This window comes from Caballeronia glathei (assembly GCF_000698595.1).
GTDB classification, from domain to species: Bacteria; Pseudomonadota; Gammaproteobacteria; order Burkholderiales; family Burkholderiaceae; genus Caballeronia; species Caballeronia glathei.
Genome location: NZ_JFHC01000018.1, coordinates 32,507 through 57,312, shown reverse-complemented (window position 1 = coordinate 57,312; position 24,806 = coordinate 32,507). Strand labels below are relative to the sequence as shown.

Annotated in this window: 15 protein-coding genes and 1 pseudogene; 1 reads left to right on the top strand and 15 read right to left on the bottom strand. The window is 67.3% G+C overall.

What is annotated here, in order from left to right; genetic code table 11:
• Positions 1-156: 156 nt before the first annotated feature.
• The 7 genes from BG61_RS13735 to bcsD form a co-directional block, all read right to left on the bottom strand.
• Positions 157-5,052 carry a cellulose synthase subunit BcsC-related outer membrane protein gene (locus tag BG61_RS13735; RefSeq protein WP_035932821.1) on the bottom strand — a complete coding sequence of 1,632 codons (4,896 nt, stop codon included), beginning with the start codon at positions 5,050-5,052 and terminating at the stop codon, positions 157-159.
• Positions 5,046-6,236, bottom strand: coding sequence for a cellulose synthase complex periplasmic endoglucanase BcsZ (gene bcsZ, locus BG61_RS13730; protein WP_035932814.1), 1,191 nt, complete (start codon positions 6,234-6,236; stop codon positions 5,046-5,048). The genes BG61_RS13735 and bcsZ overlap by 7 nt, the downstream gene beginning before the upstream one ends.
• A 1-nt stretch (position 6,237) precedes the next feature.
• Positions 6,238-8,739 (bottom strand): cellulose biosynthesis cyclic di-GMP-binding regulatory protein BcsB, encoded by a 2,502-nt coding sequence (bcsB, locus tag BG61_RS13725; RefSeq protein WP_035932808.1) that lies wholly within the window; start codon positions 8,737-8,739, stop codon positions 6,238-6,240.
• A 4-nt stretch (positions 8,740-8,743) separates the two neighbouring features.
• On the bottom strand, positions 8,744-10,954 hold the full coding sequence (gene bcsA, locus BG61_RS13720) for a UDP-forming cellulose synthase catalytic subunit (RefSeq protein ID WP_035932797.1): 2,211 nt from the start codon (positions 10,952-10,954) through the stop codon (positions 8,744-8,746).
• Positions 10,951-11,739: a cellulose biosynthesis protein BcsQ gene (gene bcsQ / locus BG61_RS13715; protein WP_035932984.1), complete on the bottom strand. Its 789-nt coding sequence runs from the start codon at positions 11,737-11,739 to the stop codon at positions 10,951-10,953. Before bcsQ ends, bcsA begins: the two co-directional genes overlap by 4 nt.
• A complete protein-coding gene (bcsP, locus tag BG61_RS39755) occupies positions 11,736-12,608 on the bottom strand; it encodes a cellulose biosynthesis protein BcsP (protein WP_063740986.1) in 873 nt (290 codons plus the stop codon). The genes bcsQ and bcsP overlap by 4 nt, the downstream gene beginning before the upstream one ends.
• Before the next feature lie 116 nt (positions 12,609-12,724).
• The gene (bcsD, locus tag BG61_RS13705; RefSeq protein ID WP_035932789.1) at positions 12,725-13,180 is read right to left on the bottom strand and encodes a cellulose biosynthesis protein BcsD; all 456 of its coding nucleotides are present in this window, start codon (positions 13,178-13,180) and stop codon (positions 12,725-12,727) included.
• Positions 13,181-13,635: 455 nt separating this feature from the next.
• On the opposite strand from bcsD, the pseudogene BG61_RS43965 reads away from it, so the two are divergent.
• Positions 13,636-13,805: pseudogene (locus tag BG61_RS43965) on the top strand (branched-chain amino acid ABC transporter substrate-binding protein); the annotation flags it as partial.
• A gap of 40 nt (positions 13,806-13,845) precedes the next feature.
• Here BG61_RS43965 and BG61_RS13700 read toward each other — a convergent pair.
• The 8 genes from BG61_RS13700 to BG61_RS13665 all read right to left on the bottom strand — a co-directional run bounded on the left by BG61_RS13700 (position 13,846) and on the right by BG61_RS13665 (position 24,758).
• Complete coding sequence (locus tag BG61_RS13700; RefSeq protein WP_035932778.1) at positions 13,846-14,523, bottom strand: response regulator; 678 nt, start codon at positions 14,521-14,523, stop codon at positions 13,846-13,848.
• Between the two features lie 74 nt (positions 14,524-14,597).
• Complete coding sequence (locus BG61_RS13695) at positions 14,598-16,439, bottom strand: type IV pili methyl-accepting chemotaxis transducer N-terminal domain-containing protein (RefSeq protein ID WP_081868061.1); 1,842 nt, start codon at positions 16,437-16,439, stop codon at positions 14,598-14,600.
• A gap of 155 nt (positions 16,440-16,594) precedes the next feature.
• Positions 16,595-17,125: a molybdopterin-guanine dinucleotide biosynthesis protein B gene (mobB, locus tag BG61_RS13690; RefSeq protein ID WP_035932761.1), complete on the bottom strand. Its 531-nt coding sequence runs from the start codon at positions 17,123-17,125 to the stop codon at positions 16,595-16,597.
• 200 nt (positions 17,126-17,325) lie between these two features.
• On the bottom strand, positions 17,326-18,069 hold the full coding sequence (locus BG61_RS13685) for a peptidylprolyl isomerase (protein ID WP_035932752.1): 744 nt from the start codon (positions 18,067-18,069) through the stop codon (positions 17,326-17,328).
• Positions 18,070-18,103: 34 nt separating this feature from the next.
• The gene (gene narI / locus BG61_RS13680; RefSeq protein WP_035932979.1) at positions 18,104-18,787 is read right to left on the bottom strand and encodes a respiratory nitrate reductase subunit gamma; all 684 of its coding nucleotides are present in this window, start codon (positions 18,785-18,787) and stop codon (positions 18,104-18,106) included.
• 12 nt (positions 18,788-18,799) lie between these two features.
• Positions 18,800-19,471, bottom strand: coding sequence for a nitrate reductase molybdenum cofactor assembly chaperone (gene narJ, locus BG61_RS13675; RefSeq protein WP_370818072.1), 672 nt, complete (start codon positions 19,469-19,471; stop codon positions 18,800-18,802).
• A complete protein-coding gene (gene narH, locus BG61_RS13670) occupies positions 19,468-21,021 on the bottom strand; it encodes a nitrate reductase subunit beta (RefSeq protein ID WP_035932741.1) in 1,554 nt (517 codons plus the stop codon). The genes narJ and narH overlap by 4 nt, the downstream gene beginning before the upstream one ends.
• A complete protein-coding gene (locus BG61_RS13665) occupies positions 21,018-24,758 on the bottom strand; it encodes a nitrate reductase subunit alpha (protein WP_035932733.1) in 3,741 nt (1,246 codons plus the stop codon). Before BG61_RS13665 ends, narH begins: the two co-directional genes overlap by 4 nt.
• Positions 24,759-24,806 lie beyond the last annotated feature (48 nt).

Sequence of the window (24,806 nt, the reverse complement as noted above, 5' to 3'; positions counted from 1 at the left end):
GTCACCTACCAAGATGTAATGCCGTCTCACAGGCTCGCTCCTTTCTTGTTATCGATTGTTTGAGCGAGGACTTTTATCGGCTAGTTGCTCGGGCTGTCCATCAGACACGTCCCAAGGTACAAAAAAGCCGGGCATCGCCCGGCTTCGCGCCATCGGTCAGTTCGACAGCGACAGATACGGCGACATGAGCGGCGTCGGCGGGATCGGCGCGAGGCCCGACTGCTTCGTGAAGCTGTAGCGCACGTACACCGCCGCGAGCCACTCGCGATACTGGTACGCGTTGCCGAACGCCGCCGTCGCGCCGAACGCGAGCTGCGGCGCCAGCTGGTATTCGCCCGTCGCGTTGAGCGAATACGAGACGCCCGTCTTGCTCTGCCCCGGATAGACGGCGCCGGCATCGGGCGTGAGCCCCGAATTCGCCGCGCGCTGCTGGAAGCCGCTGTTCGTCGGGAAGTAGTCGGAGCTGTCCTCCCGGTAGTGCTGCACGCCGATCGAGCCCTTCAGGTCATACGTGAAAAGCCCCACGCGGCCCATATACTCGACAGGGAAATTCAGAATCACGTACTGCTGCGGGCTGAAATAGCCGCCCTGGCCGAACGTGAAATACGACAGGTTCTTGTCGTAGTGCATCAGCGTGGTGTTCGCGCCGATGGTCAGCGTCTGGTCGGCGTCCTTGATCACGCGCGTGTAGACGCCGCCACCACCCTTGACCGCATTGTTGGTCGCCACGTTGTCGCCGTCCAGAAACTGGAATGCCGCGTTCAGGTAGACACCGCTCGTGCCGTCGTCCCAGCCGAGGTCGCCGCGCACGCCGGTCGACGTGACGCCGCCCCACTGGAGGCCTGCGCCCTGATCCCGCGCGCCGGCGTACGAGAGCAGGCTGTCGGTGACGGCGCGCCGCGCGACGGCGACCGAGTAGGAGACCTTGTCGGTGATGCCGCCCTGGTATTGCACCCCGCCGACGACGTTGGTCTCGCGAAAGCCGATCGGCGTCACGCCGATGTCGCCCTTCAGGCCGCGGTTGCTCTCGTATCCCACCGACAACCCGACGCCGTTCGCCGTCTGCGAGCCGTAGTTGTTGGTCGGCGGCTTCGCGGCGGCGCCGAGGCCGGAGCCGAAGCGCGCGAGCGTCTGCGGCTCGCTGCTTGCGGTGCCGGCGTCGAGCGTGACGGGCGTCGCGCGCACGACCACGTGGCCGTTGCCCGCCCTGATGCGGCCTTCGATGGGCGCTTCGATGTCGGTGAGGTTGGACAATCCGTCCTCGCCGTCGCGGCTGCGAAACACGACGCCGCCCGAGATCGTGCTCGACTGCTCGCGATTGATTTGCGCCAGTTCCTCCGCGACGCCGAGCGTCTGCGCGCTCGCGACCGCCGCGGCCGAAGGCGGCGCCGAGGCGTAGGGCTGCCCGGCGGGCTGCGCCTGCGGCGAGTAGTACGGTTGCGCGTAGCCGGCGGGCGGCTGCGGAATGTAGGGCTGCTGGGCGTAGGCGGGCTGCGGCGCGTACGGCGGTTGCGGGATGTACGGCTGCTGGGCGTAGGGCTGTGGCTGCGGATAACCCTGCGGCTGCGCGTAAGCCTGCTGCCGGGGATAGCCCTGCGGCTGCGAGTAAGCCTGTGGCTGCGGATAACCCTGTGGCTGCGCGTACGCCTGCTGCTGGGCATAGCCCTGCTGCTGCGCGTAAGCCTGTTGCGGCGAATAACCCTGCCGCTGCGCGTAACCCTGCTGCGGCGGGTAAGCCTGCTGCGGCGGGTAACCCTGTGGCTGTGCATACGCTTGCTGCTGCGGATAGCCCTGCGCTCCGTACGGCGCTTGCGCATACGGCTGCTGCTGCGCTCCGTAAGGGTTCGCCGTCTGCGCAGCGCGTCCCGACGCCTGCTTCCTGTTTGTGGGGCGCTTCGCGGCTGAAGCGGGCGACGGCATCCCCGCGGCATTCGCCTGCGCTTCGCGCGCGGCCGGCGACATCGGCCAGGGCGCGCTCACGTACACGTCCTGCGCGGGATAGGGCGCGGGCGCCTGCTGGTACACCGGCGCCTGCTGATACGCCGGCGCATAGGCGTCCTGCGCCTGGCCGGGATACGGCTGCAACGGCGCGGCGGCCGGCGCGCCGGATTGCGACGCGCCATACGCATCCGGGCCGTAGCCGCCATCGTCTGCCGCTGCCGGGGCCGATGCGTTCGACGGCCCCGCGGCCGGCCCGCCCGACTGCGCCGAACCGTACATGTCGGCGCCATATCCGCCGTTGCGGGCCGCAGCCGGACGCGGCGCGTTCGACGGAGCGACCGACGGCGTCACATAAGGCGCGGCGGAGGGCGCGGCGGAAGGCGCAACGTAGGGCGCAGCATAAGGCGCGGGCTGAGCGGGCGGCAGGTAGTTCGGCACGGGCTGTGTCGGATAGGTGGACGGCTGGAAGGGCGGGGCGGCGGTGTCGATGGCCGTTTTGCCTTCGAACGGATTGGTGCCGGGCAGCGGCGTCGCGCCGATGCGCTTCATCGCCGTTTCCCAGCCGCGCGGCACATTGGTCTGCGCGCCTCGCGCGGACGCCGCCGACGGCGCAAGCGGCGTATTGGCCGCGACGAGCGAGCGCTGCAGATACTGGGCGGCGAGGCTCAGCTTGCCCTCGGCCCGATACATGCGCCCGACCGTCGCGAGCACGCGCGGGTCGCCGGGCGCGGCCTGCAGCGCCTGATTCGCGAGCGACTCGGCGTACCGGTACTCCTTCGCGCCCGTCGCGGCGGGGATCGCGGCGAGTTGCAGGTCGAGGTCGTCGGGACGGCGGCCGAGCGCCACGCGATAGCTCGCGAGCGCGCTGCGGTCGTCGCCCGCCGATGCATAGAGACGCGCGAGCGCCGCCTGCAGGTCGGGATTGTCGGGCATCGCGGCGAGCCACGGCGCGATCACGTCGTAGGCGCTCGCGAGATCGCCGCGCTGGCGCACGGCGTCGGCCTGCCGGATAACGATCGCGAGATTCAGGTTGCCGAAGTCGATGCGCTGCTGCGGCGTCAGCTGCATCGAGGAAAGCCTGCGCATCACCGAGCCGAGCTCGGCCTCCTGCTGCGTCGCGGCGAGGATGCCCGCGTATTGCAGCAGCAAGCCGGTGTCGTTGGGCGCGGCGGCCATCGCGCCGCGCACGAGCGCGAGCGCCCGGCCCGGGTCGCCCGCCTGCAGATACGCGGACGCCACCGCGCCGATCAGCTCGGGACTGCCGTTCGCGACCGGCTCGGCCGCCTGCAGCGTGGCGAACGCCTGCTGGCGCTGGCCGCTCTTCGCGAGCCGCACGGCGATGTCCGCCTGCTGGTGCACCCACAGCCGGTGCTGCAACACGGTCATGGCGGTGGTGCGCTGCGCGGCCGGAATTTTCTCGAGTTGCGCGAGCCCCGCCGACCAGTCCTGCGTCTCCGCCGAAAGCAGCGCGCTCGCGTAAAGCGCGTCGGTCATCTCGGGGTGGGACGCGAGCAGGCCGTCCATCATGCTGCGCGCGTTCGCGACCGCGCCCTGGCGCACGTAGATGCGCGCGAGGTCGAGCCGCAGCCACGGGTCGTCGGGATTGTTGAGGAGCGCGTCCTCGAAAAGGCTCCGCGCCGTCCCCAGGTCGCCGCGCGCTTCCGCCGCGCGCGCCTGCGCGGCCTGCGCCTCGCCGCGCAGCTTGCTGATGCCGCCCGCCTTCGCCTGCTGCTCGGCGTTCAGCCGGTTCGCGAATTCGAGCGCCTCCTCGCCGCGGCCCTGCGCGGCAAGCGCGCCGACCAGCCCGCGGATCGCGTCGGGATTGTCGGCCTGGCGGCGCAGCGCCATGCGGAACGCGGCTTCCGCGCCGCGCGCGTCGCCGCTTGCGAGCAGCATGTCGCCGAGCAATGTCTGCGCGGTGACGTCGGACGGATTCAGCGCGATCGCGCGCTCGAACAGCGACTTCGCCTTCGCGGTCTCGCCGTTGCTGCGCGCGCCGATCGCCTCGCTCGTGTAGGTCCAGTAGGTGGCGCTCGTGAGCGCGTCCTTCCAGCGCGCGGGGTTGCCCGAGCGCGACGCGCGTTCCAGATAGTTGCGCGCCTCGGCAAAACGCTCCTGCTTGAGCGCGGCGATGCCCATGCCGCCGAGCGCGTCGGCGTCGTTCGGACTCGATACCAGCACCGACGAGAACTTCGCCCGCGCCGTCACGAGATCGCCACGGTCGAGCGCGGCGAAGCCCTCGGCGACGGTGCGCCCGCGCGCATCGACGGCCGCGCCGGCCTGCGCCCGCTCGCGGGCGGCCTTGTCCTGCTGCACCATCGAATCGAAGCGGGCTTTCACCGCGGCATCGTCCGGTGAGCCTTGCAGGTACGCCTGATAGAGCGGGGCGTCGGACGCGCGCGCGCCGAGCCACAGCAGCGCCTGGCGCCAGCTTTTCTTCGCCTCGGCGCCGACCGTGTTGTCGTTCGACAGCTGCGCGAGCCGCGCGATGCCGTCGCGCCGCGTGGCGTCGCGGTAAGTGAGATGCTGGGCGTAGGCGAGCGCGTAGCGCGGGTCGTCGGGGTTCTGGCGCGCGAGCTGCTCGAGCCCGCGCCGCGCCTCGTCCCAGCCCTGCGGCGTGGCCGCGAGCGCCTGGTAGTACTCGAGCGAGAGCGCGGGCGTCGCCGGCTTGCCCTCCAGCGCGCGCTTGTACTCCTCTACCGCCGACGCGCTCTGGCCGCTTTGCGCGAGGCGCCGCGCGTCGTTCACGGTCTGGTCGCGCGGGCTGGTTTCGCCGAGGCGGCGGCCGAGTTCGTCGATGTTCGGATAGTTCGGCGCGACCTGCCGCAGCCGCGCGAGATACTGCTGCGCGCCGCTGCCGTCGCGGCGGTCGGCGAGCACCATGCCCATGCCGAACAGCGCGTCGGGCTGCTTCGGATCGATGCGCAGCACTTTCTGCCACGCCTGTTCCGCGAGGTCGCCGCGCTTGTGCGCCTGCCAGTACTTGCCCTGGTCGATCAGCACGTTGAGCGGGTCGGTGGCGGCCTGCGCGTACACGGCGACGGGAGCGTTCGCGGCGAATCCCGCGGCGATGCCGAGCGCGACCGCACGCTTTTTTGCGCGACTCAGCATGCGCTTCTCCAGCTTGGCACGAGACGGCCGGCTTCGTCGAAACGATAGCGGCCGTCGATGAATCCGGTGCCGAACAAGCCCAGCACGCGATCGTAATAGACGGGCTCGCGCCCCGCGCCCTGCGGGGGCGCATCGAGCGCGGCGAGATGCTGGCGCGCGAGGCCGAGCGCCCGCTCGTCGCCCGTCGCCTTGAAGTAGGGCGCGAGCGCGCCCCAGTAGCTCTGCGGGCCTTCGCCGGCCTCGGCGCCCGTCGTCGCGTCGACGCGCTCCGGCGGAAAGCCCGTCTGCGCGACGCTCTGGCGCATGCCGTCCAGCGCGCCGAGCCACGGCTTCGCGAGCGGATCGGCCGGCGACGCGAGCCCCGCCCACAGGTAGACACGGATCGCGTCATAGCTGCCGGTGTCGCCGTTCTTCGGATCGACGACGAACTGGCCGTCCTTGAACGCCGCCCAGTCGGGCGCGTAGCCCCGCGGCGAGGTGGTCTTCACGAGCTTGTAGGCGTTCTCGGCGAGCCTCGTCCACGGGGCACCGGAGACGTCGCGTCCGTCGTGCCCATCGTGTGCCTCGCGCGCGAGCGCGCGCAGTACCGGAAGCGGAAGATAGCTCGGGTTGAGCCGCGTGACGCCGCCGTTCCTGAAACCTTGCGGGCCGGGCAGCAGCATCGGGCCGAGACCGGGCAGGTCGACGACTTCCTGCTTCACGATCTGCGCGGCGAGCGCCTGGCCGAGCTTCGTATAGGCAGGCTCTTTCCACAGGCGCCCCGCCTGCAGCAGATCGTAGGCGATCCACAAGTCCGAGTCCGACGCCGAATTCGGATCGAGCACACCGAACGAGCCGTCCGGCTTTCTGCCCCATTGCCACGCGGGCAGGCGCACGTTCTGCGCGTCGAACTGGCCCGCCGCGAGATTGGCGCGCGTCCAGGCGAGGAGCCGCTCGAACGTCGCCCGGTCGTTCGCGACGAGTGCGAAGAACATCGCGTAGGACTGTCCCTCGGAGGTGGTCTGCTGCGTGGCCGTCGAATGGTCGATCACCCGGCCGTCGGCCTGCACGAAACGCTCGACGAACGTGCGGTACGCGCTCCAGTCCCCGCACTGGGCCGCATTGGCTGCATTGGCTGCATCGGCCGCGCCGCCTGCCAGGGTAAACGCGGCGGCGAGCGTCATCACACTGATTCGGGCCTGCATGTCAGTCCCTCAGCCGGCGTGCGGCGATCGAGCGCAGCGCGCGGTAGAACAGCGCGGCGATCACGAGCGCGGCGGCAAGGCCGCCCAGCACGAGCAGCAGCGGATGCGACGACAGCGCCCAGCGCATGTAGTGCAGCGGCGACAGATGGCCGACGTAGTACGCCTCGCCGTTGGACGTCACCGTGACGTTGCGCCCGTGGATCACCGCCATCGCGCCCTGAATGTCGGGCAGCAGGTCGTTGTCGAGGAGCGCGGCGCTCAGGTCGGCATCCGACTGGCCCGCCGCGCTCACCAGCGCGACCGCGCTGCGGTCCTTTCTGAGCGGCGACTCGAAGCCGGTGATGAGCGCGTCGCCGTTCGAGCTGACGAGCGACAGGTCCGCCCGCGCAGGCGAGCGCTCGACGCCGTGCGGCCCGTGCCACCAGTCGACGAGCTTGAAGCCGACATCGGTGAGCTGGAAGCTGCGCGTGTCGGCGTCGCCGGAGAACGGCATCGACTTCGCCCAGCGCTGCAGGAGCGGCTGGCGCCCCGGCGAGCCGAGGATCAGCAGGTCCTTGTCGGCGAACCTGTCCACGTCGGCCGCCGTGGTTACCGTCACGCCGGTCGCCGGGTATCCGGTCGATGCGCCCATGCGGCCCATTTCCAGCAGATAGAGGCTGTAGTCGGCGGAGCCGGCCTCGTTCGGCAGGATCACGGCTGTCTGCGACAGATCCGCCATGCGCGTGAACGGGAAGCCGCCGTTGGCGAACGCGGCGAGATCGGGCAGCGCCATGTAGTGCGGGAAGCCGGACAGATCGATGGTCGAGTTCGGATCGATCGCGCCGACGACGTTGTCGAGCACGCGGCCCTGGCATTCGCCGGTTTTCGGGATGTCGTAGTAGAAGTGCAGGCGCAACTGGGCGCGCGGCGTGAGAAGGAGCGGCGGCACGTAGATCTCGCGGCGCGCGGCGGCGGTCCTGTCGGGCATCACGCGCGTGAAGTACTGGCCGAGATCGAATGTCGACGACGACACCGCCGGAATGCGCAGCGACTGCACGAAGCCGTTGTTCACGCTGATATTGAGCGACGAGCGGTCCGGCGCCGGACGCACCGTGTAGCGATAGCCGAGGTCGATCGGCACGCCCTTCGTCTGCCACATGAAGAGATCGGGCGGCACGCGCAGGTTCACGCGCACGGAGTCGGCGTCGTAGCCGGACACCGTCAGGTCGCGCGCTTCCGCGAGTTCGCCGAAGCGCACCGGCCGGTCGGTCGGGAGCCAGTTGGGGGCGTCGTAGGGGCGGCGCGGCTGCAGGTCGGTCAGTTGCGTGACCGTCGCGCTTTCGCCCGAGAACGCGTTCTGGCCCATGCCGAGCGCCCGCGCGGCGGTTTCCAGTTCGGCGTCGTTGCGCCCGAGCACCAGCAGGAGGCGCCCGCGTGCCGGGGCCTCGCGCTCGACGACGGCGATCGTCGGCCCGGACACCTCCGGAATGTTCACGCCGGCGGGGCGTGAATCCGGCGTCGCGAACACGACCGCGTTGCCCGAGAGCGGCGCGTTGTCGATCTGCGCCGGAAAGAGCGCGCCGCGATAGCCCGCGAGCGCGCCGAACCACGACGCCACCGCGCCCGCCGCCTCCAGCGTCTGCGCGCTCGGCTTTTGCGCGAACACGAACGGCAATTCGAGACGGCGCACGTCGCGGCGGTCGAAGAACGGCGCGGGCAGCGCGGCGAGATCGGGCTTGCTCGCGAGAAACGCGTAAGTGAGGTCGAGTGAGCTTGCGTTGCTCACGGTTGCCCACAGCGACGAATTCGACGGGTCCTCGCATTGCTGCGTGTAGTGCCCGATCAGTTGCACGTTCAGGTGGTTGAATTCGGTGATGAAGCGCGGATCGATCGACACGTCGCGCGCGACGAGCATGCCCGCCTGGTCGCGCGGCACGGGCAGCGTGGCGGCGACCTCGCCGTTGATCAGCACCTTCAATTGCGAGATTGGCGGCAGGAGCGCGGGCGAATAGCTGTAGATCAGGTGCAGCGTGGCGGCGGTGACCACTTCGTCGCCGCGCACGGAGAAGGGCACGCCGTTCTGGCCGTCGGTGCCGCGCAGTTGCAGCGGATCGAGCGCGCCGAGGTCCGCGAACGTGAGCGTCTGGCGGCGGCCGCCCGGCACGAGCGTGCCGGGCTCGGCCGTGGTCGGCGTTCTCGCGGCGAGCGCCTTGGCCGGCGTGCCGGAGAAGGCGGGCACGGGCATCGCGAGCGCAGGCTGGGCGATCGCGTTCGGATTCAGCAAGGTGGCCGGTCCGGGCGCGGGCACGGCGCCCGCGCCGGTGGCGGACGGGGCCGTCTGGGGGAGGTCCCTGGCAGCGGCGGGGGCGCTCGCCGCCGTGGCGGCCGCCGCGAGCGGCGCCGCGAACGCGGTCTGCAGTCCGATCCAGACCGCGATGAAGCGCCCGGCGGGTCTTTCGCAGAAACGTGGCGTGCGCTCGCCCGATACGCCATCAACGCGCAACTTCGACATACCTTTGCCCATGTTCTCAGTCTTTGGTTTTCAGCTTCTTGGCATCGATTGGGCGCTTTCCCATCCAGGTCCGAAGGTCGCTGTAGAGATGCTCGAACAGCCCGGCGATGCCGCGCGTGCCCACGAGCAGCACGTGCGACAGCCCGCGCAGCGGCGTGTCCGCGCGGCGCCCCTCCGACCAGCCGGTCCAGGCGTCGGCGCGGGCGAACGTCGTCTTGACGAACTCGAACTCCTGCTCGCGCGTGAGCGTGGAAAAGCGCAGCCCCACGCGCCCCGGCGCGGTGAAGCCGACGGTCGCGGGGAACGCGTATTCCTCGTCGCCGCGAAAGAGCGAAACGCTCACGCGTTCGTGCATCGGCACTTCGATGTCGTTCGGCAGCTTCACGCCGACGCCGCCTTCCGAATAGTCGATCGTCTCGCAGGCGAGCGTTCTGCCCGTCGAGAACTTGAGCATCACCGGCATCTTCATGTGCACGCGGTGCGTGGTGCGCACCTGGCGCCGCTCGCTCGCCGCGGCGACGCTCGCGCCGAGGATCAGCATGTTGTAGACGGTCCAGCAGAGGTTGAGGATCGTCGTCTGGACTTCGCTGCGCACGTCCGAGTAGACGTAGATGTGCGCGATGCCCGCGCCGAAGCCGATCAGGTTCAGGAGCAGCAGGAACAGGTACGGGCGCGAGATCGACCAGTCGAAGTAGTCTTTCGCGATCTGCCCCCCCTTGGCCGTCACGTTGAACTTGCCGAGCTTCGGGTTGATCACCGCGAGCAGCGTCGGGGCCGTGATGTAGGACGCCAGCACGGATTCGTACACTTCCGCCCAGAACGAATGGCGAAACGAGCGCTGCATCCGCGAGTTGGTGATGCTCGCGTGCATCATGTGCGGCAGCGCGAAGATCGCGATGGTGCTCGCGGCCGCCTCGATCACGTGGGCGCCGAAGAACAGGAACGACAGCGGCGCGGTGAGGAACACGAGCCGCGGGATGCCGTAGAAGAAGTGCAGCATCGCGTTCAGGTAGCACAGGCGCTGCCCGATCCTGAGGCCGCGTCCCGTGAGCGGGTTGTCGATGCGAAAGATCTGCGTCATGCCGCGCGCCCAGCGGATGCGCTGGCCGATGTGGCCGGAGAGGCTTTCGGTCGCGAGGCCCGCCGCCTGCGGGATCGCGAGATAGGCGGTGGTGTAGCCGAGCCGGTGCAGCTTGAGCGCCGTATGGGCGTCCTCGGTCACGGTTTCCACGGCGATGCCGCCGATCTCCTCCACCATCGAGCGGCGCAAGAGCGCGCACGAGCCGCAGAAGAACGTGGCGTTCCACAGGTCGTTGCCGTCCTGCACGAGGCCGTAGAACAGCTCGCCCTCGTTGGGCACCTTGCGGAACGTGCCGAGGTTGCGCTCGAACGGATCGGGCGAGAAGAAGTGGTGCGGCGTCTGCAGCATCGAGAGCAGCTTGTCGCGCAGGAACCAGCCGAGGCCGATCTGCAGGAACGAGCGCGTCGGAATGTGATCGCAGTCGAAGATCGCGAGATATTCGCCCTTCGTGACCTTCAGCGCCTCGTTGATATTGCCCGCCTTCGCGTGCCGGTTGTGCGTGCGGATCGTCCAGTTGACGCCGATTTCCTCGCAGAACGCCTTGAATTCCGGACGGCGGCCGTCGTCGAGCACGTGGATCGACAGCTTGTCGGCCGGATAGTCGAGCGCGAGCGCCGCGTAGATGGTCGGCTTCACGACCGAAAGCGGCTCGTTGTAGGTCGGGATGAAGATGTCGACGGTCGGCCACGCGTCGCGCGAGGCGGGCAGCGGCATCGGCTTGCGCCTGAGCGGCCACGCGGTCTGGAAGTAGCCGAGCATCAGCACGACCGTCGAATAGACCTCGGCGGCGACGAGCAGGAGGCCCCAGGCGGCGTCGAGAGGCCGCTCCCAGTAGGTGGTCTCCGTGAGGCGCCAGAACATGTAGCGGCCCGACGCGACCACCGACAGCATGATCATCACGAGCGTCGCGTACTGGCCCTTCAGGCGGCGAAAGCCGAGCGCGAAGAGAAAACAGAGGGTCGCGAACGCAAGCTGCTGGCCGAACGCGAGCGGCACCGTGATCACGAAATAGAGCGTGACCGCGGCGAACAGCGTGATCAGCACGGTGAACGGCGTGCTGCTCCAGATGCGCGAATCGACGATGCGCTCCAGCCGCGAAGGCGCTTCGGCGCCCGATGTGCCGCGCGTGGCGTCGGTCGTGCTCATGCGACGTTCCTCGGCGAGGCCTGCATCGAACCGGCCGCCGACAGGAGCCACTCGCCGCACGCGCGCAGATCGGCGGCGGCCTGGCTGAGCGGGTCGTAGTGGATGAGGGTGGTGTCGCAGGCAAGCGATTCGCTTACGCCCTCGTCCTGATGGATCACGCCCGGGAACACCTTCGGCCCGAGCATGTTGCGCAGCACCTTCAGCACGTCCTTGCTCAGCTGGCGCGACTGGTCCACCTGGTTCACCACGTAGCCCTGCCCGCCGAAGTCCTGGCGCGGCGCCGCGTAGTTCTCGATCATCCGCTCCATCAGCGGGATCGCCGCGTACGAGGCGGCGTCGGCGAGCACGACGTTCAGCGCGAAATGCGCCGCCGTGAGCGCGGTGCGCGTGTAGACCGACGAGCCCGGCGGCGTGTCGACGATCACGATGTCCTGCGCATCGAGCGGCAGCGTGGCGAGCGAATGCGCGAGCCAGGCCGGCTCCCGGTCGATGAGCGCCTCGAACCGGCGCCGGTCGTCCTCGAGCACGGCTCCGTACGGCAGCACCGTCACGCCGTCGACGCCGTCGAACATCACGGTCTGCCACGGGTCGCCCGCGAGCGTCGCGCGGGAAATGCCGTCGATGCTGTCGAGCGGAATGCCGAAATGCAGGCGCAGCGCGTTTTGCGGATCGAGGTCGAGCACGATCACGCGACGCCCGCGCGCCGCGAGCACCGATGCGAGGTTCGCGGCGAGCGTCGTTTTGCCGACACCGCCTTTCGCGGACACTACGGTGATCACTTTCATGAGCGCGACACCCGGCTGGCGGCCCACGCGCGGCCGGCGGGCGGCGCGCCGGAGGCGGCGGCCGGGCGGTTGCCCGCGGGCGTTGCCGTGGCTGCCGTGTCCGCCGTTTGAGGCGTGGTTCGCAGGCGGTCGAAGACCGAGGCGAGCGAGGCGCAAGGCGCTTCGGGAGCAGGGACGGCCACGTACGCGGGATGCGGCGCGGGCGAGGCGAAGAGCTTGCCGAGAATCGAGGCTGGCGCGCTGGCGGCTTCGCGCGCGGGCGGAGCGGACGGCTTGGGTTGCGTGACCGGAGCGGTGTTCATCGGGGCGGCGGACACCCGCGGCAGCGCCACGCGCAGCGAGGCCTGCGCCGGAGCGGGGGTTGCCGGTTCTGTCGGTGTTGCCGGGCGAAATGTCGCCTGAAGGGACGCGCCCGACGTGGCGGCGCGAAGGGGCGGCTGATTCAGCGCCTGAGCCGGTGTGTATACGGCTGTGGCGGGTTCCGGTGCGCCCGGCTGGACCTGCGTTGCGTCTTCGCTTGCCGCGAATTCCGCGAAACGCGATGCCGTGGGCACCGTGGCCTTGCCGACCGGCGGGATCGTCCTGCGGTGCGCCCGGGCGAAAAGGGGCGGCTTGCCCCGGTTGATCGGCGTCGGCGCGAACGTGTGCCCGGCGCCGCTGTCGCTCGGGTCCGGGCGCGCGTGCGGCAACTGGACATCGCGGCGTTGCGCGACCGCGGGGATCGCCGGCTGAGTGAAATCGAGTGTGGCAAGGAGCGGCCAGCGGGTGCGCGCCGAGCGAGCCTCGTTCTCACGGCCGATTTCCTGATAGTCGCCTGCGTTGCCGCCAAAGTGCTCGAATAATTTCTCGATATCGCGCGAAGTATTCATGATGCCGCCTTCCTCGTATTTCCTTGACTGTTTGCTGCTAATTCTTTAATGCGAACGGCGTCGCTGGCCCGATAAAAACGCACGGGAGTGCGCAACATTCGCAAATTTCTTTTTGCTTATGCGGCGGCGCGCGCGAGTCGAAACTCGATTGTCGCGTTCTGATCGAATTCGCCCGCCTGTTTCACCGCGAGCCCATCCGCGCCGAGCGCGCCGAGCCAATATTGATAGGCGCCTTCAAGAAATGCGGGCGTCCACGCGAGCGCGCGCTCGCCGAAGGCCGGCAACGGCGCGCAATAGTGGACGATGCTCAGGTAATCGGCGTCGTCCGCGAGTTCGACGAAACCCCAGTCGGTCTCGCGCCAGAGCGCGTTGAGCGCAGCGGCGAGCTCGTGCGTCGATTCGCATGCGGGAAGCGGATGCGCGGCTGCAAACCGGTTGCCGACGCGATTCATCAACTGGCGCAATTCATTGCGGCCGATCTGCGCTTCGAATTCGTCCGCCAATGCGGCGAGCACACCGCGCCATTGCGTGGAAATCCGGCGTTCCAGAAGGTAATCAAAAATGGCGACCATATCGGCTTGAAAAAGGGTGGGCTTCGAACGGTCATTTATCGGTCGTTCTTACCCATCATCCGGAAAACTTACGATTGCTTACTGGCAACCATTAAATGCGATCGCTTTTCAATGCGCTTTCGCACGCCCGAAGGTACTTCAACATGTTTCTTTTCGCCAGTAGAAAGACTATCAGTGGCATTTTTATTGAATTGGGCGAAGAGAGTGGCGATAGCCGTTCAATTTGCCGATTCAATCAGCGACCCGGGGTTGGACAAAAGCTTTACGTCGTTGCGCCGTTCCGATGCCCGCGGATGGCCGCTCAGCGGCCGTCTTTGTACCATCTCGTTAACGACAAGACACCCAATCAGGTTTACATCGGGCTCGCAAATGCATAATTTTTTTGTGCGTGTGCAGTACGCGGCCTTGCGCGATTACGCGCGGGCTGGCTCGTGCGCAAAAGCCGTGCCCGTGCTCTCGATGCGATGAAGAACGCCAATTCCGCGATGCCCGCGACGGATTACCACGGCGTGATCGCCACATTGCGTGCGACGCGCGCGGCGACATGAAGGAGGGCGCGATCACGCTCTACAGCGATCAGGACAGGACGAAGTCGATTCCCGATATCGTGAAGATGCGAGCCTGACGCGGACAGACGGCGCTCGCGGATTTTCCAGCCCGCTTCCCTAGCGCGATTCGAGCGTATCCCGTTCGAGCGCGTAAATCGCGATCTGGACGCGGCTCGTCAGCCCGAGCTTGCGCAGCACGTTGCGCACGTGAATCTTGACGGTGCTCTCGGCCAGGTCGAGTTCGCGGGCAATGTCCTTGTTGCTCGCGCCGCGCGACAGGCTGCGCACGATGTCGCGTTCGCGCGGCGTGAGCGGGGGCGTGTCGCGGGGCGCGCCTGCCGTGTCTGGGGCATGCTCGGGCGCGCCGCGCATGGGCGCACGCAGGTTCGCGACGAGCTTTGCGGTCATGTCGTCCGCGACCACGGCCTCGCCGCGCAACGCGCGCCGGATCGCCGACGACAGCGTGTCGGCCTCGATGTTCTTCAGCAGGTAACCGCACGCGCCTTCGCCGAGCGAGCGCGTCAGTTCGTCGACATTTTCGGACACCGTCAGCATGATGACCGCCGTGTCGGGCAGGTCCTGCTTCAGAAGCTGCAGCGTTTCGATGCCGGACAGGCCGGGCATGTGGAGATCGAGCAGGACGACGTCCGGCCGGTGCTGCTTCGCGCGCTTGATGCCTTCGATGCCGTCGGCGGCGTCGTCGACGACCTCGAAATCCGGCTGCCGCTGCAGCAGCGCGCGCACGCCCGAGCGGAACAGCGTGTGATCGTCGATCAGGAGGATGCGGATCGTCATGGCTCGAGGTTCTCTGGTTGATTGTCCGGTCGATTCCGTAGCGGGTTCGACGGCGCGGGTTTCCGGTTGCATGGTCAGGCCGCCTGGCGCTCGCTCGCACAAAGCCAGAGTGCGACGCGCGCGCCCCGGCCGGGCTCGCCTTCGAGCGTCAGTTGCGCGCCGAGCCGCGCCGCGCGCTCGCGCATGATGTGAAACCCGACGTGTGCCTCACCGCGCCCGGCGATGTCGGCGTTCTCGTAGCCCTGGCCGTCGTCTTCGATCAGCATCCGGAAGTCGCGCGCGTTCTCGATCTCGACGCGCACCTCCGACGCCTGCGCGTGCTTGCGGACATTCGAGAGCGCTTCCTGAAGGATGAAGAGCACCTGCAATTGCTGCTCGGGCGGCAGCGGCGGCCCGCCGGCTTCGTCGAAACGCCACGCGACACGGGCATCCGACTGCCGTTCGAAGCGTGTCACCGTGTCCTCGACGACGCGCCTCAGATCGCCGCTCCCAAGCTTCGTGCGGAAATTGACCAGCAGTTCGCGCACGTCGTCGTAGCTTTCTTCCAGGCCGCCGCGCAGGAGCGGCACGATCTCGCGCACTTCGCCGAGGTCGCCTTGCTGCGCGGCCGTGTCGAGCATATGCACCTGGATCTTCAGGAAATTGAGGCTCTGCGCGATGCTGTCGTGCAGCCCTTGCGCGACGAGATGCCGCTCCTGTGCCACGGCGAACTGCCGTGCGGCGCCCGCGAGCCGATGGTTTTGCAGCGCCGTTCCCAGATGCCTGCCGAGGGTTTCCAGCAGTTGCACTTCCGAGCCGGGCATCGCCGTTTCGTGGCGAAAGTGCAGCGAGAACGAACCGAGTGTCGTGTCCTGCGACACGATGCCGAATGCCGCGACAGCCGCATAGCCCGCCTTCCCGCAGTGCGTCGCGAGCTCTGCCGGCTGCTTCGGCGCGTGCCGGCGCATGTCGCGGATGACAGGAAGACCCGCTTGCGCGGCGCTGCTGCAGACGCAGTCGTTGGCGGGCATGCAGCGTTCGGCGTCGACCAGTTCGGCCGACAGTCCTTCCGACGCGACGAGGTGCAGCGTGTCGTCGTCGTTGCCGAGCGCGCGGACCGTGCCGCCTTGCGCGTCGAACTGTCGCATGATCCGCGTCAGGAAGCCGCGGCACAGCGTCTCGACGTCGTGCGGCTCGTGCAGGAACGCCGTCATTTCGTAGAGCGCGCTCAATTCGCGGTTCTGCGTCGCGAGCTGCGCGGTCTTGTACGTCACGCGCTGCTCGAGATCCTGATAGAGGCTCTGCAGTTCCTTTGCCATCCTGTTGAAGCCGTGCGCGAGGTGGCCGAACTCGTCGCGCGTATCGACAGGCAGGCGCGCGCCGAACTCGCGCCGCTTGATGCGCGCAAGCCCGTCTTCCAGGCGCTGCACCGGCAGGACGAACCACAGATACAGCAAATAGACGATCGCAATCGCGCCCACGCATGCCATCGCGGCGAGCGCCATCTGCGAGCGCCGCAGCCAGGCCGTCTTGCGCGCGTTCTCCTGTTCGATCAGCCTGACGAGCCCGTCGGCCTGTTCCACGAACGAGGGCAGGTAAGTCAGGTAGGCGAGCGGTTCTGCGGCGGGACGGCTCTCGTCGTATTCGATGGTCGGCTTCAGCAGCTCGCGCCACGTGATCGACACGACGTCGAATTGCTCGCGGATGGCGCCGGTATCGGGAAGGAACAGCGGCCGGGCCGGCTCGCCGCGCTTCAGGTTCGCGATCGTCCTGTCGAGCAGCGCGACCTGGGTATCGATCGCAGAAGCGCGGCCCGCACGCGCTTCGCCAAGTGCAATGGCGACGTTGCCCGCGCGCATGCGCAGGCTGCCCGCATCGTTGATCGCCGCGCCCGCGCCTTCGAGCTGCCACGAGAGCAACAACGTGACGACGATCATCGTAAGCACGAACGCCAGCGCGACGCCGGAGAGTACGACGATGCGCGTGGACAACTGGCGGTTGAAATACGGGGGGGCGCTGTGCGGGAGAAGACATGGACTGCCGGCCGCGCGGCAAGCCGGACGACCGGGTAAGTGAAAACCCGATTATCGGGTCAGCCGGACGTCTTGAAATTAATCCCGACTGTTTTGCAGATGAACTCGCCGATGATGCCGATATCGTCGAGGGGCAGGATCGGGAGCGCCGTATCGAGCGCGGCGGGATTGTCCGCGGCGATCGCGAGAATCGCCACGTCCGTCTTGTAGAGCGGCTCGGCGCTGAGCGCGGCGCGCACGACTTCGAGGCGCGGCAAGCTTTCGCGCGTGAAACCCTCGACGATGGTCAGATCGGCCGGCGACAGCCGCGCGACGAGTTCGGCGAGCGGCGGCTCGGCCTCGTCGTGCAGCTCGCGCACGATCGCGTAACGATAGGGCGACGCGATCAGCACCTCGCCTGCGCCCGCGCGACGAAAGCGCGCACTGTCCTTGTGTCCGGGTTCGAGCTCGATCGAGTGATGGCTGTGCTTGACGACATTCACGCGAACGCCGTGCGCACCGAACCAAGGTATCAGTGCTTCGATGAGCGTCGTCTTGCCCTGGCCCGAGCGGCCGGAGATGCCAAAGATCGGCGGCTTGCGTGACTTCATGCGGTGTTCCGGTTGAGTTGATCTTCCCTGGCTTGCCGGCGCCCCGTCCGGCTCGTGAATGGCGTTTGCCTGCGTGAGCTGTGGCGAGGCCGCTGCGCTGCCGCGGCATACCGCCGCACGGCGGTGGCGGCGGGGAGCGCGGCACGGTGGCGCATTGTAGCGCTCGCCGGTCCGATCGGCAGCCGCCTCCGCTTTAGCCCTCAAACCGGCCGGCCGTGCGCCCAGCCTTCGATCTGCGAGCGCGCCACGATGTCGATCAGATATTGCCGCCGCGCCCGGTCAGCCGACGCGCGCGACATCGCGCTGCGGACCGTGGCCTCGACCCGCTCGAACGGGAGGATGTCTCCCGGCTGCTTTGCGAAGACGCGCACGATGTGCAAGCCGAAGCGCGTTTCTACGAGCGTCGGGCAGAAGCTGTTCGCCGGTGTCGCAAACACCGCGCGCTCGAACTCCGGCCCGGTGTCGCCGCGCCCGATCTCGCCGAGGCTTCCACCTGCCGCACCCGACGGACAATTCGACAGCGTGCGCGCGCATGACGCGAAGTGCGCGTCCGGATCGTCGGCTCGCAGCACGTCGTCGAGCGTCTCCTGCGCCCGTTCGCGCAAGCGCTCCAGATCGACGCGCCCGGTCACCTGGAACAGGATATGGCTGACGTGCGCGCGTTCGCCGACTCGCCATCGTTCGGGATTCGCGCGGTACTGCCGCCCGCATTCCTCCTGAGTCGGCTCCGGCGCCGCGGCTTCGCGTGCCAGGAGCGCTTCGATGGCGGCATGGTCCTCCATGCCGGCGCCCACGTTCAACCGCTTCGCCTCGTCGAGCAGAACGCGGCGCAGCACGGCCGCGTTCAGCGCAAGTTGCGTCGCGTTGCCGGCGCCCGCGTGGGCGGGCATCTCGCGCTCGATGTCGGCATCGGTCAGTTCGACACCGTTCACGGTGACTGGCATGTGATTGCTCCGGGGCGGATTGTTGCGGGTCGATTCATCGCGGACGCACGAGCTGCCAGGCGCGGCCGAGATACGTCACGGACGCGAAGCCGCTCCACACATGCACGAGCCGCGTGAACGGAAAGATGACGAACAGCGTGATGCCCATGAAGAGATGCACCTTGAACAGCAGCGGCGCACCGGCGAGATGGCTCGCGGCGTCGCCCTGCAGCGTCACGATGTGCTGCGCCCAGGTCATCAGTTCCACCATCATGTGACCGTCCGTGTGGTGCGAGGAAACGCCGATCGTCGACAGGCCGAGGAGGAGGGTGGTCAGCAGCCAGAGCAGCAGCAGCTTGTCGCCGCGCCGCGTCACCGCCGACACGCGCGCGTTCGTCAGCCGACGGTGAATCAGGATCAGCAGTCCGGCGAGACACAGGGTGCCCATCACGCCGCCCGCGACCATTGCGGCGATCTGCTTCACGCCATGCGGCACGCCGAGCCAGTCCCACACGGCCACCGGCGTGAGCAGCCCGAAGAGATGCCCGAAGAACAGCCCGAGAATGCCGGTGTGAAAGAGGATGTTGCCGAGCCGCAGCGCGCCCCGATGGAGCATCTGCGAGCTGTCGGTCTTCCACGTGTACTGCTCGCGCTCGAAGCGCGCGAGACTTCCGAACAGAAAGATCGCCGCCGCGATATACGGGTAGATCCCGAAAACGAATTGATTGAGCGTGTTCACCATGGTTCCTTGTCAGTTGCCAGCCTTCGCGGCACGCGGATGGAAATGCACGGGCTGGGTGAGTGGTGCCGTCATCTTCGATGCGAGCAGCGGCTCGACACCGTCCGCGCCCGGGCCGAACATTTCGAGCGCCTCGTCCATGTCGCGAACGGGCGGCTCGACGCGCGCCTCGGGGACGACATCCGTCAGCGTGCGCAGCACGTTGAAAACCGCCGCATAGGCGCTCTTGTCGCGGGCGAGCCGCTCGCTGAGCGCGGCGAGCACGTGGATTGCCTCGCCAAGGAGTGCCTGAGCGTGCACCGGATCGATCAGCCCCAGCACTTCCAGGAGGAGCGGCACGTAGTCCGGCAATTCATTGGTCGCGAGGTCGAGGCCGTGACTGCGGTACTCGGCGAGCAAATCGACCATGGCCTGCCCGCGATCGCGGCTTTCGCCATGCACATGCTCGAAGAGATGCAGCGAGTGAGCCGGATTGCGGTCGAAGGTCGCGACGTAGGCCTCCTGCAACTCGATCAGCGAATGACAGTTCAACGTCGCGACGAGCGGGCGCAGTTCCTGCCCGGCCTCGGGGTAGGCGCGGAGCGCGTCCTCGATGTCCGGCATGGCGCCGAGCAATTCGGCTTCCGGGTACTCGAGCAGCCTGGCAAGAATTCGGTAGAGCGGCATCGTTGTGCGTTCCTTCATGACGGTGTGGCCGCCTTCTTGCGTGATTTCGGCATGTCGGCGAAGACCACGCTGCCTTCCGGCTTCTTGCCAAAGAGCGAGCCTTCCGAGGTTCCGCCGGAGCAGCCGTTGCCGAAAGTGAAGCCGCAACTGGCCTTGTCGTTGAAACTGTCTTCGACCATTTCCCTGTGGGAAGACGGCACGACGAAACGGTCCTCGTAGTTGGCGATCGCCATCGTGCGGTACATGTCTTCGATGTGCGCGGCCGTGAGGCCCGTGCCTTCGAGCAGTTCGGGCTCCGCCCGCCCATGGACCACCTGGGCCCGCTTGAACGCGCGCATCGCGAGCATCCGTTCGAGTGCGGACACGACCGGCTGCTCGTCGCCCGCGGTCAGCAGGTTCGCGAGATAGCGCACGGGAATGCGCAGGCTCTTCACGTCCGGGATGATGCCGTCCATGCCGATATGGCCGGCGTCGGCGGCCGACTGGATGGGCGAGAGCGGCGGGATATACCACACCATCGGCAGCGTGCGGTATTCCGGATGCAGCGGGAACGCGACCTTCCATTCAACGGCCATCTTGTAGACGGGGGACTTGCGCGCCGCGTCCAGCCAGCTTTGCGATATGCCTTGCCTCAGCGCTTCGGCCTGCACGTCCGGATCGTGCGGATCGAGGAATATGTCGAGTTGCGACTGATACAGATCCTGCTCGTGCTGCACCGACGCCGCCTCGCCGATCCGGTCGGCGTCGTAGAGCATCACGCCGAGATAGCGGATCCGTCCGACGCAGGTTTCCGAGCAGACGGTCGGCTGGCCCGCCTCGAGGCGCGGATAGCAGAAGATGCACTTCTCGGCCTTCCCGCTCTTCCAGTTGAAGTAGATCTTCTTGTACGGACAGCCCGAGACACACATGCGCCAGCCGCGGCACTTGTCCTGATCGACGAGCACCACGCCGTCGTCTTCGCGCTTGTACACCGAGCCGGAAGGGCAGGAGGCTACGCATGCCGGGTTGAGACAGTGCTCGCAAAGACGCGGGAGGTACATCATGAAGGTGTTCTCGAACGTCGAGTACATCTCCTTCTGCACGTCGTCGAAGAGCTTGTCGCGGCCGCGCGAAGAGAATTCACCGCCGAGGTCGTCTTCCCAGTTCGGGCCCCAGTGGATCTTGTCCATCTTCTTGCCCGTCAACACCGAAACGGGGCGGGCGGTGGGCGGCGTCTGCGACAGCGGCGCCTTCTGGAGATGCTCGTAGTCGAACGTGAACGGCTCGTAGTATTCGTCGATGGCGGGCAGGTTGGGGTTCGCGAACAGGTTCGCGAGCACCTTCAGCTTGCCGCCCTGCCGCGGCTCGATCCGGCCGCTCGCGTTGCGCTTCCAGCCGCCTTGCCACTTGTCCTGGTTCTCCCACTCCTTCGGATAGCCGATGCCCGGCTTCGTCTCGACGTTGTTGAACCACGCGTATTCCACCCCGTCGCGCGAGGTCCACACGTTCTTGCAGGTGATCGAGCACGTGTGGCACCCGATGCACTTGTCGAGGTTCAGGACCATCGCTACCTGCGCGCGGATCTTCATGCTGCTGCTCCTTCGTTCAGCGGGCCTTCCAGCCAGTCGACCTTCTTCATCTTGCGGACGATCACGAATTCGTCGCGATTCGACCCGACGGTCCCGTAGTAGTTGAAACCGTACGCCTGCTGCGCATAGCCGCCGATCATGTGCGTCGGCTTGAGCACGGTGCGGGTGACGGAGTTGTGAATGCCGCCGCGCATGCCGCTCGTTTCGGCGCCCGGCACGTTCACGATCTTTTCCTGTGCGTGATACATCAGGCACATGCCGCGCGGCACGCGCTGGCTTACGACCACGCGCGCCGTCAGCGTGCCGTTCACGTTGAAGACTTCCACCCAGTCGTTGTCGACGAGCCCGGCTTCGCTCGCTTCGACTTCCGACACCCACACGTGCGGGCCGCCGCGCGAGAGCGTGAGCATGCGCAGGTTGTCGGTGTAGGTGGAGTGGATGCCCCATTTCTGATGCGGCGTGATCCAGTTCAGCACCAGTTCGTGCTCGCCGTTGGGCTTCGTCCCGAGAAGCGGCGCGATGGTCCTCGTATTGATTGCCGGGCGGTACACGCACGAGCCTTCGCCGAAGTCGAGCATCCATCGATGATCCTGATAGAACTGCTGGCGGCCCGTCAGCGTGCGCCAGGGGATCAGTTCGTGCACGTTCGTGTAGCCGGCGTTGTAGCTGACTTCCTCCGATTCGAGACCGGACCAGGTCGGCGCGGAGATGATCTTGCGCGGCTGGGCCTGAACGTCGCGGAAGCGGATCTTGTCGTGCTCGCGACCGATGGCGAGATGCGTGTGGTCGCGGCCGGTGATCTTCGAGAGCGCCTCCCACGCCTTCACCGCGACGTGCCCGTTGGTCTCCGGCGCGAAGGTCAGGATCATTTCGGCGGCGTCGATAGCCGTGTCGAGTCGCGGACGCCCCTTGCTCACCCCCGGCTCGGCGACGGTGCGCGTCAGCTCGCCGAGTTCGCCCACTTCATGTCCGGTGTCCCAGTTGATGCCCTTGCCGCCGTTGCCCAGCTTGTCGAGCAGGGGGCCGACCGAGGTGAATTTCTTGTAAATGTCGTTGTAGTTGCGCTCGACGACGGTCATCGACGGCGCCGTCTTGCCCGGCATCAGGTCGCATTCGCCCGCGCGCCAGTCCTTCGGCTCGAACGGCTGGCCGAGTTCGCCGGGCGTGTCGTGCATGAGCGGCGTGCACACGATGTCCTGCCGCGTGCCGAGCGCCGGACCGCCGATCTCCGAGAATTTCTTCGCGATCGCCTTGTAGATTTCCCAGTCGCTCTTGCTTTCCCACAGCGGCTGCACCGCCTCCGAGAGCGGATGGATGAACGGGTGCATGTCGGACGTGTTGAGGTCGTCCTTTTCATACCACGTTGCCGTCGGCAGCACGATGTCGCCGTAGAGGCAGGTCGTGCTCATGCGGAAATCGAGCACGGTCAGGAGATCGAGCTTGCCTTCGGCCGCTTCGCGCACGTTCACTTCGCCGGGCTTGATGGCGTCGCGTTCGTCGCCAAAGAGCGCGTTCTGCGTGCCGAGCAGATACTTCAGGAAATATTCGTGTCCCTTGCCGGAACTGCCAAGGATGTTCGAGCGCCACACGAACATGTTGCGCGGGAAGTTCGCCGGATTGTCGGGATCGTCGCAGGCGAACTGGAGCGAGCCTGATTTCAGCTGTTCGACCACGTAATCCACCGGCTTCTTTCCCGCGCGCGCGGCGGCGTCGGCGAGATCGAGCGGGTTCGCGCCGAGTTGCGGCGCGCTCGGCAGCCATCCCATGCGCTCGGACTTCGCGTTCAGGTCCAGCATGGAGAGCTTCGCGTACTTCGCCTGATCGGCGGTGGGCGCGAGGATTTCGTCGAGCGGCACCTTCTCGTGGCGCCACTGGCTCGTGTGGTTGTAGAAGAACGACGTGCCGTTCATCTGGCGCGGCGGGCGGCTCCAGTCGAGCCCGAACGCGAGCGGCGCCCAGCCGAACTGCGGCCGCAGCTTCTCCTGGCCGACATAGTGCGCCCAGCCGCCGCCGCTTTGCCCGACACAGCCGCACATCATCAGCAGATTGATGATGCCGCGATAGATCATGTCGTTGTGATACCAGTGGTTCAGCGCTGCCCCGACGATCACCATGCTCTTGCCGTGCGTCTTCTCCGCGTTTTCGGCGAACTCGCGCGCCACCTGGATCACGAGCTTGCGCGGCACGGTGGTGTGCTTTTCCTGCCACGCGGGCGTGCAGGGCACGTCGTCGTCGAAGGAGCTCGCGACGTTCGGGCCGCCCAGCCCCTGATCGACGCCGTAGTTCGCCATCTGCAGATCGAACACCGTGGCGGCGAGCGCGTGCGAGCCGTCTGCAAGCGCAATGCGCCGCGCCGGAACGCGGCGCTTCAGGAGCGCATTGTGTTCGCCGCCGAAATAGGGGAAGCCGACTTCGACCACTTCGTCGTGCGTGCCGCTGCGCACCATCGACAGCCGCGGATCGATCGCTCGTCCGCTGCCGCCGTCCTTCAGTTCCAGGTTCCAGCGGCCTACCTTTTCGCCGTCGTTGTACGCGGCTTCGTTCCAGCGAAAGCCGACCGTTCCGTTCGGCGCGACGATGTGGCCGGTGGCGTCGTCGATGACGAGCGTTTTCCACTGCGGGTTGTTCGCCTCGCCGTGGTCGCCGGCGAGGTGCGACGCGCGCAGGAAGTGGTCGGGAACGAGCGTGCCGCCGTTGTCGCGCAGCAGCACGAGCATCGGCATGTCGGTGTATTGCTTGATGTAGTCGCGGAAGTACGACGACTTGCGCGGCGCCTCCACGGCGTGGAATTCCTTCAGGACGACGTGTCCCATCGCCATCGCGAGGGCGGCGTCGGTGCCTTGCCGGGGCGCGAGCCAGATGTCGCCGAACTTGACCATCTCGCCGAAGTCCGACGAAACCGCGACGGTCTTCGTGCCCTTGTAGCGCACTTCGGTGTAGAAATGCGCATCGGGCGTGCGGGTCTGCGGAACGTTCGAGCCCCACACCATCAGGTAAGTGGAGTTGTACCAGTCGGCCGATTCGGGCACGTCGGTCTGCTCGCCCCAGACCTGCGGTGAGGCGGGCGGAAGGTCGCAGTACCAGTCGTAGAACGACAGGCACGCGCCGCCGATCAGGCTCAGATAGCGCGCGCCGGCCGCGTAGGAAACCATCGACATCGCCGGAATGGGCGAGAAGCCGACCACGCGGTCAGGGCCGTATTTCCTGATCGTGTACGCGTTGGCCGCGGCGATCATTTCGGTCGCGGTGTCCCAGTCGGCGCGCACGAAGCCGCCCAGGCCGCGTACGCGCTTGTAGCGCGCCGCCTTCTTCGGGTCCTGGCTGATCGACTCCCATGCGGCGATCGGGTCGAGCGTGCTGCGCGCCTCGCGCCACATTTCCATCAGGCGGCCGCGGATCATCGGGTACTTCACGCGCTGCGCCGAGTACACATACCAGCTATACGATGCGCCGCGCGGGCAGCCACGCGGTTCGTGATTCGGCAGGTCGGCGCGGGTACGTGGATAATCGGTCTGCTGGGTCTCCCAGGTGATCAGGCCGTTCTTGACATAGACCTTCCAGGAACACGAGCCCGTGCAGTTGACGCCGTGTGTCGAGCGCACGATCTTGTCGTGCTGCCACCGGTTGCGGTAGGCGTTTTCCCACTGCCGGTCCTCGTCGACGACCGCGCCGTGGCCGTCCGAAAATGTCGACCGAGTGCGCGTGACGAACTTCAGCCGGTCCAGAAAGTGACTCATCGTAAATCTCCATGCGGCGTTTCTCAGCCGTGCGGCGTGCGGAAACGG